Origin of the sequence: Spiroplasma endosymbiont of Acasis viretata, assembly GCF_964031275.1 — a bacterium.
GTDB lineage: Bacteria > Bacillota_I > Bacilli_A > Mycoplasmatales > VBWQ01 > Spiroplasma_E > Spiroplasma_E ixodetis_A.
Genome location: NZ_OZ035019.1, coordinates 830,653 through 846,011, shown reverse-complemented (window position 1 = coordinate 846,011; position 15,359 = coordinate 830,653). Strand labels below are relative to the sequence as shown.

General features: G+C 26.5%; 9 protein-coding genes, 1 pseudogene and 1 other annotated feature. Of the genes and pseudogenes, 5 read left to right on the top strand and 5 right to left on the bottom strand.

Annotated elements, in window-relative coordinates; translation table 4 throughout:
• Positions 1-59: 59 nt before the first annotated feature.
• Positions 60-185 (top strand) — a sequence feature (ribosomal protein L10 leader region).
• A gap of 36 nt (positions 186-221) precedes the next feature.
• The 4 genes from rplJ to rpoC all read left to right on the top strand — a co-directional run bounded on the left by rplJ (position 222) and on the right by rpoC (position 8,805).
• Positions 222-713 (top strand): 50S ribosomal protein L10, encoded by a 492-nt coding sequence (rplJ, locus tag AAHM96_RS04710; RefSeq protein ID WP_252320296.1) that lies wholly within the window; start codon positions 222-224, stop codon positions 711-713.
• Between the two features lie 41 nt (positions 714-754).
• Entirely contained in the window at positions 755-1,135 is a 381-nt protein-coding gene (gene rplL / locus AAHM96_RS04705; RefSeq protein ID WP_252320298.1) for a 50S ribosomal protein L7/L12, read from the top strand.
• A gap of 182 nt (positions 1,136-1,317) precedes the next feature.
• Complete coding sequence (locus AAHM96_RS04700) at positions 1,318-5,028, top strand: DNA-directed RNA polymerase subunit beta (protein WP_342272798.1); 3,711 nt, start codon at positions 1,318-1,320, stop codon at positions 5,026-5,028.
• Positions 5,029-5,052: 24 nt separating this feature from the next.
• On the top strand, positions 5,053-8,805 hold the full coding sequence (rpoC, locus tag AAHM96_RS04695) for a DNA-directed RNA polymerase subunit beta' (protein WP_342273723.1): 3,753 nt from the start codon (positions 5,053-5,055) through the stop codon (positions 8,803-8,805).
• A 62-nt stretch (positions 8,806-8,867) separates the two neighbouring features.
• Here the strand turns inward: rpoC and AAHM96_RS04690 are convergent.
• Positions 8,868-10,099: pseudogene (locus AAHM96_RS04690) on the bottom strand (IS256 family transposase).
• A gap of 104 nt (positions 10,100-10,203) precedes the next feature.
• On the opposite strand from AAHM96_RS04690, the gene AAHM96_RS04685 reads away from it, so the two are divergent.
• Positions 10,204-11,181, top strand: coding sequence for an IS3 family transposase (locus AAHM96_RS04685; RefSeq protein ID WP_342272797.1), 978 nt, complete (start codon positions 10,204-10,206; stop codon positions 11,179-11,181).
• A gap of 4 nt (positions 11,182-11,185) precedes the next feature.
• On the opposite strand, the gene AAHM96_RS04680 is transcribed toward AAHM96_RS04685, so the two are convergent.
• The 4 genes from AAHM96_RS04680 to AAHM96_RS04665 form a co-directional block, all read right to left on the bottom strand.
• Positions 11,186-12,661, bottom strand: coding sequence for a TIR domain-containing protein (locus AAHM96_RS04680; protein ID WP_342272796.1), 1,476 nt, complete (start codon positions 12,659-12,661; stop codon positions 11,186-11,188).
• 148 nt (positions 12,662-12,809) lie between these two features.
• A complete protein-coding gene (locus AAHM96_RS04675; RefSeq protein ID WP_338973496.1) occupies positions 12,810-13,196 on the bottom strand; it encodes a hypothetical protein in 387 nt (128 codons plus the stop codon).
• A gap of 626 nt (positions 13,197-13,822) precedes the next feature.
• Positions 13,823-14,092, bottom strand: coding sequence for a hypothetical protein (locus AAHM96_RS04670; RefSeq protein WP_342272795.1), 270 nt, complete (start codon positions 14,090-14,092; stop codon positions 13,823-13,825).
• 46 nt (positions 14,093-14,138) lie between these two features.
• Complete coding sequence (locus AAHM96_RS04665) at positions 14,139-15,116, bottom strand: IS3 family transposase (protein WP_342265776.1); 978 nt, start codon at positions 15,114-15,116, stop codon at positions 14,139-14,141.
• Positions 15,117-15,359: the final 243 nt, after the last annotated feature.

The window sequence follows — 15,359 nt, the reverse complement described above, 5'->3', positions numbered from 1 at the left end:
AATTATTTATTTAATCTTTTGTAAATTTTTCTTGATTTTAATATATATATATCATATAATATACAAGCTAGAATAAGCCAAAGACAGCAACGGACTTTTGTCTTAATTATGTTGCTCAGGTAATTTCCATCATTATATATGCATGTGATTTACTCGGTTTTGCTACGAGTTTTATTTACTACTTATTGCTAGTTATTTCAGAATAATAAGGAGGTGTACTTATGCGCCCAGCAATGGTTGAAAAACAAAAAACTATTGATTTAATTGCTAAGCAAATTAATGATTCAAAAACAACAATTGTTGTACAATATCAAGGTATGAATGTTGAAGAAATTAGTTCTTTACGTAAGGAATTAAGAGCTAAAGGTGCAACATTCACTATTTATAAGAATAATTTAGTTGCTCGTGCTTTAAAAAAAGAATATTCATCGCTTGAAAGTAGTTTAGTTGGTCCAAATGGTTTTATCTTTGGATTTGAAAACGACTTAGAAACAGCTAAAATAGTTTCTAATTATGCTAAAATTAATAAATTATTAGTATTAAGAGGTGGCATTTTTGAAGGGAAAGTTATTGACCAAAGTGAGTTACAAAAAATAGCTTCATTACCATCAAAATTAGAATTAATTTCAATGTTAGCTTCTTGTTTACAAGCACCAGTTCGCAATTTGGCTTTAGCAATTAAAGCAGTAGCCCAACAAAAAGAAAACGCATAATTAACACTTATTAAATAAAAAAATATATGGAGGAAAAAATAATGGAAAATATTACAAATAAACAAATTATTGAACATGTTAAAACAATGACAGCAGTTCAATTAAAAGAATTAGTTGAATTAATTGAAACAACTTTTGGAGTAACTGCAGCAGTTGCTTCTGCACCAGCAGCAGCTAAAGAAGAAGCAACAAAACCATCAACAGTTTCTGTAATCTTAAAAGAAGTAGGAGACAAAAAAGTTGATGTTATTAAAGCAGTTAAGGCAATTGTTGGTGGAACAATGTCTTTAATGGATGCTAAAAAAATGGTTGATGCAGTAGCAACAGGACCACAAAAGATTTTAGAAAATATTGATACAGCAAAAGCAACAGAACACGAAGCAACGTTAAAAGCCGTTGGTGCTATTGTTGAAGTTAAGTAGTTCAAATATTAAAAATTTATATGAAAACCAGTATTAATTAAAACTGGTTTTCTGTTTGTTATTTAACTAAAAATTATCAACTTAAAACTTAATATTTTATCAAACTAATTAGTAATTTAATACTAATTAACTGAAATCAAATTATTTGATTTTAATAAATTTTTAAAATTGGAGATGAACCAATGTCATATACTACAAAACAATTTGGTCATTATGCTAAAAGACGTGACTATACTAAAGTATCAGGAAATTTAGATCTTCCTGATTTAATTTCAATTCAACGTGATACTTATAAATGATTTATTGATACAGGAATACAAGAAGTATTTAATGAAATATTTCCGGTAACTGATAATGATAATCGTATTATTTTATCATTGATTGATTGAGAATTTCGTAAACCAAGAAGAACATTAAAAGAAGCAAAAGATGAGTCAAAAACTTATGAAGCACCAATCTATACAAAATTATCTCTATCAATTCATGAAAATAATCGTCATTTAACTATTGCTGCTAAAGATAATATTTTAGATTATTTAATGCGTTGAATTAAAGACCAATTTGGTATTAAAAACATTAATGAACCAAAAGTTAGCGATAATATATATTATTTTGAAGAAAAAAATGTTCATGCTAATAGTGAATTTTCAACTATTGAAGTTACTATTAAAAGTAGAGAAGAAGATGTTTTAATTGTTGATTATACATTAACTCGTGAAGGAGATGTATTTTTAGGTGATTTTCCATTAATGACACAAAAAGGAACATTTATTATTAATGGAAGTGAAAAGGTTGTTGTTTCACAATTAGTTCGTTCACCAGGTGCATATTTTAAAATTGAAATTGATCCAAAAACCGGATTATATAAATTTTTAGGTGATTTAATTCCATCACGTGGAACTTGACTAGAATTTGAAACTGATTCTAAACGTAATAAATTAGTTCGTAATAAAAATGCAATTAAAGATATTATTCAAGTTAAAATTGAAAAATCACGTAAAATTGCAGTAACCACTTTACTTACTGCCTTAGGATTAACTAAAGATGATGTTATTAATATCATTGGTAAAGATGATGTTTTATTAAATACTTATGAATATGATGAACATCAAAATTGACCAGCAGCAGTACAAGAAATTTATAAAAAAATTAAAGCCGGAGAAACTGCCAGTGTTGATGGTGCTGCAAAATTTTTAACTGGATTATTATTTGATTCAAAAAAATATGATTTAACAAAAGCAGGAAGATATAAGCTAATTCAAAAATTAGCTATTACAGATCGTGTTTTAAATTATACTCTAGCTGAAGATATTAAAGATATTAGAGGTAATGTTGTTTTATCCAAAAAAACAGTAATTGGTAAATCACAATTAGAAATTCTAAAAACAGTATTAGAAGAAGGAGCATGTTTAGTACCTTTAAAAACATCAATCAGTGATAGTGAACCAAAACATTATGTGCAGTTAATTAAAGTTTATAATGATAAAGAAAGATTAAATGAAGTTATTAATGTTGTTGGAATTAATCCTAAATGTAAAGAAGTAATTATTACTATTGCTGATATTTTAGCAACTCTTTCTTATATTTTAAATTTTGTTCATGGTATTGGTAATGCTGATGATATTGATCACTTAGCAAATCGTCGTATTCGTACAATTGGTGAATTACTACAAAACCAATTTCGTATTGGAATGGGACGTATTGAAAAAAACGTTAAAGAAAAAATGTCAACTACTGATAGTGATAAAATGAAACCAGCAAATATTACAAATAATAAACCATTAACAGCTGTTATTGGTGAGTTTTTTAACTTATCACAATTATCACAATTTATGGATCAAACTAATCCATTAGCAGAATTGGCTAATAAAAGACGTTTAACTGCTTTAGGACCTGGTGGATTATCACGTGATCGTGCTAGTTTAGAAGTTCGTGATGTTCACTATTCTCACTATGGAAGAATTTGTCCGATTGAAACTCCTGAAGGACCTAATATTGGTTTAATCAATAATTTAGCCACTTATGCTCGTATTAATGAATACGGTTTTATTGAAACACCTTACCGTCAAGTAATTGCAGGTAAAATTACTAATGAAATTAAATATTTAACTGCTGGTGAAGAAAAGAATTATATCATTGCACAAGCTAATATTGAATTAGATACTAATAATGTTATTAAAAATAATAATGTTATTGCTCGTAGTAATGGTCAAAATATTATTGTTGGACCAAACGAAGTTGAATATATTGATGTTTCACCAAAACAAATTGTGTCAATAGCTACAAGTTGTATTCCCTTTTTAGAAAATGATGATGCTAACCGTGCTTTAATGGGAGCTAATATGCAACGTCAAGCAATTCCATTATTAAAACCCCAAACACCAATTGTTGGTACGGGTGTTGAGTATGCTGTTGCTCGTGACTCAGGATTAGCTATTGTTGCTAATTTACCGGGAGTTGTACAATATGTTGATTCTCATGAAATTATTATTAAATCAGAAGATGAAATAACAACTTATGAGTTAAGTCGTTTTGAACGTAGTAATCAAGGAACAGCAGTAACTCATGTGCCATTAGTAAAAGTTGGTGATAAAGTTGAAGTTAATCAAATTTTAGCAGATGGACCTTCGATGAAAGATGGCGAACTTGCATTAGGACAAAATGTAATTATTGCTTTCATGACTTGACATGGTTATAACTATGAAGATGCTATTATTATTAGTGAACGTTTAGTAAAAGATGATGTTTATACTTCAATGCATATTGAAGAATATAATTTAGAATGTCGAAAAACAAAACAAGGTAAAGAAGAAATTACACGTGAAATCCCTAATACTTCTGAACAATCAAGACGTTATCTTGATGATGAAGGAATTGTTTTAATTGGAACTGAAGTTAAAGAAGGAGAAATTCTTGTTGGTAAAGTTACACCAAAAGGTCAAACACAATCAACTGCTGAAGAAAAATTATTAGCAGCTATTTTTGGTGAAAAATCACGTAATGTTAAAGATAATTCATTACGAGTACCTAATGGTGGTGCTGGAATTGTTCAAGGTATTAAACGTTATAAACGTGAAGATGGTTTTGACTTACCTTCAGAAGTAGAAGAAGTAGTTAAAGTATTTATTGTCCAAAAACGTAAAATCCGAGAAGGAGATAAAATGGCTGGAAGACACGGAAATAAAGGTGTTATTTCTAAAGTCTTACCAATTGAAGATATGCCTTTCCTAGAAGATGGAACACCGGTTGATATTATGTTAAATCCATTAGGAGTACCATCGCGGATGAATATTGGACAAATTCTTGAATTACACTTAGGAATGGCTGCTAAAACTTTAGGAATTAAAGTAGCAACCCCTGTTTTTGATGGTGCAAAAAATCAAGACTTGTTAGATATTATGAAAGAAGCAAAATATAATGATTTTGATAAATTAACATTATATGATGGTTTAACTGGTGAAAAGTTTGCCAAGAAAATTTCTGTTGGTGTTATGTATATGCTAAAACTATCACATATGGTAGATGATAAATTACATGCTCGTAATGTGGGTCCATATTCATTAATTACTCAACAACCATTAGGTGGTAAGGCACAAAATGGTGGACAAAGATTTGGAGAAATGGAAGTTTGAGCATTAGAAGCTTATGGTGCTGCTCATACTTTACAAGAAATCCTAACTATTAAATCTGATGATATTAAAGGTAGAATTAAAACTTATGAAGCGATTCTACGTAATAAACAGATTCCAACGCCAGGTATCCCTGAATCATTTAATGTTTTAACAAAAGAACTACAAGGTTTAGGAATAAATATTGTGTTAATTGACGAAAAAGGTCAAGAACAAAAAGTGGTAACTTACGATGAAGAAGTCGAAAGTTATCTTGAGGATTAGAAAAGGAGTAATAAATATATGCAAATGCAAAAAAATTCAAAACATTATACTGCCCTTAAAATTTCTCTTGCTTCTCCCGATCAAATTCGCTCATGATCACATGGAGAAATTACAAAGCCAGAAACAATTAATTATAAGTCATTAAAACCTGAAAAAGATGGATTATTTGATGCACGAATATTTGGACCAACTAAAAATTATGAATGTACTTGTGGTAAATATAAGAAAATAAAAAATAAAGGTAAAGTTTGTGAACGTTGTTTAGTAGAAATTACTGAAGCAATTGTTCGACGTGAACGTTTAGGACACATTGAGTTAGAAGACCCAGTAACTCATATTTGAATGTTAAAGGCTTCTCCTTCAAGAATTGCGTTAGCATTAGATATGAAAGCTAAAGACTTAGAAGAAGTAGCATATTTTGTTTCTTATATTGTTTTAGACCCAGGGACCGCTAAAGGTTTAAAACAAAAAATGATTATGGATTTAGGTAATGCTAAATCTTCAACTGATACTCGTAATCGTTTACGTAAAGTATTTGCACAAATTTTAGAACAATTAGAACCTTCTTCTTTTGCTTATACTCGTGCTCAAATGTTAACTGATACTTTAGCAGATACTTCACGTCCATTTTCAATGGATGAATGTGCTCAATTTATTACTAAACATACTGGAACAAAATTTGGAATTGGTGCTTCAGCTATTGAGTATTTATTAAAAAATATTAATTTAGAAAAAGAATTTCTTGCCATTAAAAAACAATTGACAAACAAGAAATCACAAACTGATCGTAGAAAACTAGAACGTCGTTTAGATGTTATTGATTCATTTGCTAAATCAGGAAATAAACCAGAATGAATGGTATTACACGCTATTCCGGTGATTCCACCTGATATTCGTCCAATTATTCAGTTAGATGGTGGTCGTTTTACAACATCAGAAATTAATGATTTATATCGAAGAATTATTATTCGTAATGAACGCTTAAAAAAAGTAAAACAAATGGGAGCACCAATCTTAATTATTAATAATGAAAAAAGAATGTTGCAAGAATCAGTTGATGCTTTATTTGATAATGAACGTAAAGCACGTCCAGTAACAGGAAGAGATAAACGTCCATTAAAATCTTTAACTTCAACATTAAAAGGAAAACAAGGACGTTTCCGTCAAAACTTATTAGGTAAGCGTGTTGATTATTCAGGTCGAAGTGTTATTGCTGTTGGTCCGGAATTAAAAATGTATCAATGTGGTATTCCTCGTGATATGGCAATTATTTTGTTCAAACCTTTTGTTGTGCAAAGATTAGTTCATCAAGAATTAGCTTTAAATATTAAAATTGCTGAAAAATTAATTGAAATCCAAGATGAACGAATTTGAGATGTTTTAGAAGAAGTAATTAAAGATCGTCCTGTTTTATTAAACCGTGCCCCAACTTTACACCGTTTAGGAATTCAAGCATTTGAACCAATTCTAGTTAAAGGGAAAGCTATTCGTTTACATCCACTAGTAACTCCTGCTTTTAATGCTGACTTTGATGGTGACCAAATGGCTGTTCACGTGCCAATTACCCAAGAAGCAGTAGCTGAAGCAAGAAGTTTAATGTTAGGTTCAAAAAATATTTTAAGTCCTAAAGATGGTAAACCAATTGTTACGCCAACTCAAGATATGGTTCTTGGTAATTATTATTTAACTATTGAAAAATTAGATGAATTAGGTCAAGGTTCAATTTTTAAAGATGTTAATGAAGCAATTAAAGCTTATGATACAAAACAAGTTTCATTACATGCTATTATTGGAATTCGTGTTGCTAGTTTAGGTGCAAGTAAATTTGCTGCTACCGATCAAAACAAATTTTTAATTACTACTATTGGTAAGATTATTTTTAATCAAATGTTTTCAGAAAGAATGCCATTTATTAATCGCCCAAATATTATTAATTTAACTGAAACCCATAATGAAGATTTAGTTACAACTGATGTTGATTTTCGTGAATTTATTAAAAAAAGAGTTATTGTTGAACCATTTAAGAAAAAAGCTTTAGCAGATATTATTCATAAATATTTTAAAACTTTTGGAACTCAATTAACTGCACAAATGTTAGATAAAATGAAAAATCTTGGTTTTAAATTTTCAACAATTTCAGGAACAACAATTTCTGCAGGCGATGTTGTATCTTATTCAGGTAAAACAAGATTATTTAAAGAAGCAGATGAATATGTTAAAACAATTAACAAGTTTTATAAACAAGGTATGTTAACTAATCGTGAGCGTCATTACCATATTATTAATAAATGAAGTGGTATTAAAAATAATATTCAAGTTGAACTAGAAACAGTTTTAAGAAAAGATATTGAAAATCCAATCTTTATGATGTGAGATTCAGGTGCTAGAACTAATATTAGTAACTTTACTCAATTAGTAGGGATGCGTGGTTTAATGAATAATCCAAAAGGAGAAGTTATTGAATTACCAATTAAATCTTCATTCCGTGAAGGATTAAATGTTTCAGAGTTCTTTATTTCTACCCATGGTGCTCGTAAAGGAATGGCAGATATGGCGCTTAAAACTTCTGACTCAGGTTATTTAACAAGAAGACTAGTTGACGTTTCACAAGATATTATTGTTACTGAAGAAGATTGTAATACCGGTAATGGCTTTATAATTAGTGACGTTGTTGACCAAAAACGTAATAATATTATTGTGCCCTTACGTGACCGTTTATTTGGACGTTTTGTTCAAGGTGATGTTGTTGATAGTAACAATAATGTAATTGTTGCAAATAATGAATTAATTACTGAAAAATTAGTAGAAACAATATTAGAGGCAAAAATTACAAAAATAAATATTCGTTCAATTTTAACTTGTGAAGCAAGTTATGGTGTTTGTCAAAAATGTTATGGTATTAATTTAACAACAGGTTCTATTGTTGCTATTGGTGAAGCAGTTGGAATTATTGCAGCGCAATCAATTGGTGAACCAGGAACTCAACTAACGATGAGAACTTTCCATACTGGAGGAGTTGCTGGTGGTAGTGATATTACCCAAGGATTACCAAGAATTAAAGAATTATTAGATATTACTAATCCCAAAGGTGCTGTTGCTATTATTAGTGAGTTTGATGGTAAAGTAACAGATATTCGTGAAGAGCAAGGAATTTATACAATTACTGTAAAGTCAAAACTTGACTATAAAGAATATAAAACTCAATATAATGCGCAGGTAAGAATTAAAATTGGTGATAATGTTAAGATTGGCCAAAAACTAACTGAAGGTGCAATTAATATTACACAATTACTAGAAGTAGCAGGAATCATTGAAGTTCAACAATATATTTTAAAAGAAGTACAACGTGTTTATCGTTTACAAGGAATTGAAATTTCTGATAAGTATATTGAAATTATTGTAAAACAAATGTTGAATCGTATTTTTGTAGTTGAAGGTAATGATTCACCATTATTGCCTGGAGCGATTGTTGATATCAAAGAATTTAAGAATGTTAATGCCAAAATTATTGTTGCTGGTAAAAAACCCGCTTTTGGTCATCCAATTATTTTAGGGATTAAAAAAGCACCATTAGAATCAGAATCATTCTTGGCTGCTGCTTCTTTCCAAGATACAACAAGAGTATTAACTAATGCTGTTATTAAGTCAAAACAAGATAATTTACGTGGTTTAAAGGAAAATGTTATTTTAGGAAACTTGATACCGGCCGGTACTGGTTTAATGCCAACTGAGAAGTTAATAGGTATGGGTAATTCTTCACTTGAAGAAGAATACTAAATTAAAATAAAAATAAAAAGGAGGCTTTTTAATAATCTGTGTATCTTTGTTTTACAAAGTTACTAATTTAGATTAATTCTGTCTTCAAATTTTATCATAAAATGAGCAATTGCTGTATTTCAATTTTGAATAGGCAATGTTCATTTTTTTGTTATATTTTCAATTGCCAAGTAAAATATTTTGAAAACTGCCATATCATTAGGAAAAACTTTTTTATTTCTGATGATTTTTCGTAATTGACTATTAACAGATTCAATAGCATTTGTAGTATAAATCACTCTTTTGATTTCTACTGGATAACTAATAAAAACCATTAAATTATTTCAATTTTTATATCAAGATTTAGTAATTTGAGGATATTGTTTATTTCATTTACTTTCAAACGATTCTAAAGCTTGCATTGCTTGTTCTTCACTACATGCACTATAAATTGGTTTTAAATCTGCAACTAGACCTTTTCGATGTTTGTATGAAACATATTTTAAACTATTTCTAATTTGATGAACTATGCATAATTGATGTTCTGTTTTAGGATAAACTGATTGTATTGCTTCTGACATGCCTGTTAAATTATCACTACAAGCAATAAGAATATCATTTAAGCCACGATTTTTCATTTCTGTGAAATTAGATAATCAAAACTTAGAACCTTCATTTTCACTAATTCATAATCCTAAAACATCTTTTTTGCCTTCTAAATCAACTCCTAATGCTATATAAACTGATTTGTTAATAATCCGTTTATCTTGTCGTACTTTAACTACTATACAATCAAAATAAACAATAGGATAAATACTTTCTAATGGTCGATTTTGTCATGCTTTAACATCATCAATAACATCATCAGTAATTTGACTAATAACACTTTCACTAATATCAGCACCATGATATAACTCTTGCAACTGCATTCTAATGTCAGATAATGTCATTCCTTTTGTGCATACAAGGAAAGAACTTGTTGATCAAAACCATCAAATCTTCTTTGCCTTTTAGGAACTATTACAGGAGTAAAATTACTATTGCGATCTCTTGGTACATCAATTTCAATTTTACCTTGTTGAGTTATTAATTTTTTTGAACTTGTACCATTACGAGCATTTTCAGTAGTACTATGTTGATTTTTTTCATATCCTAAATAATTTTGCATTTCAGAATTCAACATTTTTTCAACTAATCTTTTTGTTAATTCTTTATATAAACCGCCAGGTTTAAAAACTGTTGTTAAATCTTCAGTATTTTCTAGTAATAAATCTACTGCTTTTGATATTGGATCATGCCACTTGCCACTTGCCACTTAGCCCTTTTTACTAGACCATTAATTTAAAAAACCTGAATGTATTCTAAAAACAATTGTGTTATATAATTAACACTAATTTTAACCTGAAAGGATTTTTATTAATGGATAAAATTAAACAAATAGCATTAGTAATTAACAAATTAAATATCAAAGAAAAAATTAAAATTATTGATGATTGTAAAAATCAATATTCAATTAGAAACCTATGTCAATATCTTCAATTAAACAGATCAACATATTACTTTTTAAAAAATAAACAAAAACCTATTAAAAAAGAAGAAAATCATATTATTAAATGCAATCATAAATATCAAAAAATATGCCAACTTTTAATCGAATTTCATTCTACAAGAAAAGGCAGAATTTATGGATATTTAAGAATTTTTTCAGCTTTTAAAGAGTGATTAAAACAAGAAAAAAATATCATTTTAAATATAGAATTATCAATAAAACAAATGCGAAAAATTATGAAAGAACACAATATTCAAGGATTAAAACAAACTAAAAATAACTATCCTAAAAACAAAAAAAATCCAAATAAGTGAATACCTACAATGGATAAAGTAAACAAAGATTATAAAAGTACAACCTCTTCAAATCAAATTTGATCAATGGACACTAAACAAATAAATACTAAAGAAGGATGATTATATCTTTTTGTAATTATTGATTTTTATTCAAATAATGTTGTTAGTTATAATATTGCTCCTAATAAATCATATCAGGATTTAATTCTTCCTGCTCTTGAAAAAATCAACAAACAATTTTCTTGAAATCAAATAAAAAATGTTATTTTACATTCAGATAACGCCAACGAATTTTATTGTCAAGATATCACAAAATGAGCAGAGGATAAACAAATAATTTTAAGCAAAAAACAACCTTATGATATTGGTGGTAATGTATTATCTGAAAACTGATTTTCTCATTTATCTCAAGAATGACTACCTAAAGGATCAAATCAATATTTATCCATCAATGAAGCTATAAATGATGTAAATCAATATGTTATGTTTTATAATTATGAAAGAATACATTCTAAATTTCTAAAACCACCAATTTTACAAATTAAAATTTAGAATTTTATATCAAAAATGGTCCAGTAATTAAGGGCCAACCACCTATTTCTGGACATTCTTCTGTATAATTAGTTTTACCAGAATTTATAAATTTTTTTGTTTTTTTAGTAAACTCTTCCATTGTTTTTTCTTCTTTTTCTTTTGCTTCACATTCTTCTGAATTACCTTTTTTATGGAGATGTATTCTTTTAAAATTTTCATCTTTCATTATACTTATTTTTTGTAGTTGACTACCAATTCCACTATCTTTACTATTATGTTTTAAAGATAATTTTCTTAAAAGATTACTTTTATTATCATCTTTAGTAAAGTTGGTTGTAGTTTCTTGTAGTAATTGATTATTAATTTCACTATCTTGAATTGAAGTTAATATTACATTATCTATTTTTTCCTCTAATTTAAAAGGTACTACAATATTACTATCATCATCTTTGTTAAAATCATTATCTTTACTCAAAGTTAATATTGCATCATTTATTTTTTCCTCTGATTTAGAAGGTACTACAATATTACTATCATCATCTTCGTTAAAACCACTATCTTGACTTGAAGTTAATTTTTCATTATTTATTTTTTCCTCTGATTTAGAAGGTACTACACTATCATTATCATCATTTTCTTTGTTAACACCATTATCTTTATTTGAAGATAATTTTGCATTTTCTATTTCTTCGTCTGATTCAGAAAGTATTTCAATATCACTATCTTCTTCTTTAAAACCATTATCTTTATTTGAAGATAATTTTGCATTTTCTATTTCTTCGTCTGATTCAGAAAGTATTTCAATATCACTATCTTCTTCTTTAAAACCATTATCTTTATTTGAAGATAATTTTGCATTATCTATTTCTTTTTTTTCATTAAAAACACTATCTTTAGTATTATCTTTTAAAACAGTTGGTTTTAAAAAACTAGGGCTGATAACATTTTGATAAAACATTTCTTCTTTTTTATGATTAGATTGAACTTTATCAAGTAAATTTTTAAGAATTATTATATCTGAAAAGATTTCATCATAAGTAGCAATAATTGCATGTTTATTTATTACGGTTTCATATATTCTTTGACCAGCATTTTCTTGGGTGATTAAAGAAGAATAATCACAAGTGTTATTAAAATTACAATTTATTTTTGCTTTTTTAATAAAATCAGCAGTTAAAAGTATTATAAAACTATTTATCTTCTTTCTTCTATTTAAACTTCCATATTTATTTAATGAAGCTTCAATTTCTCAGTCAATATGTTGTCTACATTTTGTATGTATTCCTAGAATAAGAATAGTAATAGTTGTATCTTTTAAATGATTTTGTCTAATAGTTTTAGCGATTTCATTATTTGATCATGTGGTATCAATATCCCCTATTTCTACAGACATGTCTTTTATATTTAAATAATTAGCATACTTTTTAATTAACTCTGCTAATTGGTCTTTTTCTTCTTGTTCTCTTAGATGATGATATGAAATAAAAATTTTTCTCACTGTTTAACTCCTTTTTTAACATTATTAAAAATTATGTTTTATAATTTTTTTGATTATAAAACATAAGTCTTAATAGGTAATTTTAAAGATATTGTTTTAAAAATTTAAATTTGTTTTTTACTTATATTTTATTTAAACATTTAATATTTTAATCTGTGTAGTTTAATAATTTTTTGATTTGTTCATTAGTTGCAGTTGAAAGTGAAAGTATTGAAATAAAATATAAGTATTTGTTTTCTATTAAATCTTTTCTAACTTTATCAATTTGTTTTCAAAAATCTTCGATTTCTTCTTTGCTTAAATTTTCATCATTAATGATGAAATTACCATTAGTATCTATTTTTGTTAGTGATCTACTAGCAATTAAGATTGGTCTGATTTTTAAATTCATAATTTTTAAAATTACATCTGTTACTAAATTATTCTTATCGGAAGTTAATAATATTTGTTTACTTTCATCAAAAGTATTTTTAATACTTTTGATTGCTTCAGAAACTCTTCCTTCGGATTTATTTACTAATATTGAACTTGTCAAAATTATAAAAAAATTTCAGGCAATTTTTGTTGGTTTTTTATTAACTCCACTTTCTGATTTTAGGAATTTTTTAAATAAATTTATATCAACATCTCTAATAAATATTTCTTTAAAATATTTTCTTAGTTTTATTTTTAATTCTTTTTTTCGTTCCTATGATTTGATTAAAATCATTTGAAGAAAGTATCCTTTTAACTTTGTTTTTTTGTTTATAATTTAATAAAAATTTTATTAGTAAAAACATTAAAAGTAATATGAAAAAAATAAGTAAAGCAATACTTGAAATATAAGCTATTCAATTAAATATTTTAGTTGTAGTCAATCTGCTTTTCCTTAGTTTTATCCATAAAATGTTAAACATAATACGAGAAAAAAATATATAACTTTTATATTTATAATTTGGGGTATTAGTTTAAAAAAAATAAAAAAATTTAGTATTATAATTTTTTAATTAAATAGTTACTTGTTTTGTGTTAGTTATTAATTTTATTTTAGTTTCTTATTAATATTTATTGAAAATTATTATGATATTAATAATAATATTCCATTTTAATTATACACATATATAATTTAAAAAATCTATTAAAAAGCAACATAATATAAGAATTTTTTAAAAAAAATTATTTTTATAATGTTTCTTTTTTATGTATTTTATACTGATCTGTGTAGTTTAATAATTTTTTGATTTGTTCATTAGTTGCAGTTGAAAGTGAAAGTATTGAAATAAAATATAAGTATTTGTTTTCTATTAAATCTTTTCTAACTTTATCAATTTGTTTTCAAAAATTTTCGATTTCTTCTTTGCTTAAATTTTCATCATTAATGATGAAATTACCATTAGTATCTATTTTTGTTAGTGATCTACTAGCAATTAAGATTGGTCTGATTAAATTCATAATGGTGGTTGGCCCTTAATTACTGGACCATTTTTGATATAAAATTCTAAATTTTAATTTGTAAAATTGGTGGTTTTAGAAATTTAGAATGTATTCTTTCATAATTATAAAACATAACATATTGATTTACATCATTTATAGCTTCATTGATGGATAAATATTGATTTGATCCTTTAGGTAGTCATTCTTGAGATAAATGAGAAAATCAGTTTTCAGATAATACATTACCACCAATATCATAAGGTTGTTTTTTGCTTAAAATTATTTGTTTATCCTCTGCTCATTTTGTGATATCTTGACAATAAAATTCGTTGGCGTTATCTGAATGTAAAATAACATTTTTTACTTGATTTCAAGAAAATTGTTTGTTGATTTTTTCAAGAGCAGGAAGAATTAAATCCTGATATGATTTATTAGGAGCAATATTATAACTAACAACATTATTTGAATAAAAATCAATAATTACAAAAAGATATAATCATCCTTCTTTAGTATTTATTTGTTTAGTGTCCATTGATCAAATTTGATTTGAAGAGGTTGTACTTTTATAATCTTTGTTTACTTTATCCATTGTAGGTATTCACTTATTTGGATTTTTTTTGTTTTTAGGATAGTTATTTTTAGTTTGTTTTAATCCTTGAATATTGTGTTCTTTCATAATTTTTCGCATTTGTTTTATTGATAATTCTATATTTAAAATGATATTTTTTTCTTGTTTTAATCACTCTTTAAAAGCTGAAAAAATTCTTAAATATCCATAAATTCTGCCTTTTCTTGTAGAATGAAATTCGATTAAAAGTTGGCATATTTTTTGATATTTATGATTGCATTTAATAATATGATTTTCTTCTTTTTTAATAGGTTTTTGTTTATTTTTTAAAAAGTAATATGTTGATCTGTTTAATTGAAGATATTGACATAGGTTTCTAATTGAATATTGATTTTTACAATCATCAATAATTTTAATTTTTTCTTTGATATTTAATTTGTTAATTACTAATGCTATTTGTTTAATTTTATCCATTAATAAAAATCCTTTCAGGTTAAAATTAGTGTTAATTATATAACACAATTGTTTTTAGAATACATTCAGGTTTTTTAAATTAATGGTCTAGTAAAAAGGGCTAAGTGGCAAGTGGCATCTTTGTATTTTTTTAACATAATAATTATCACCTTTGATATTAATAATAACCGTTAAATTATTAAAATTAAAGGTTTTGCACCAAGTCTAGTGTATTTTACAAATTTTTGAATATGTATATAAAAT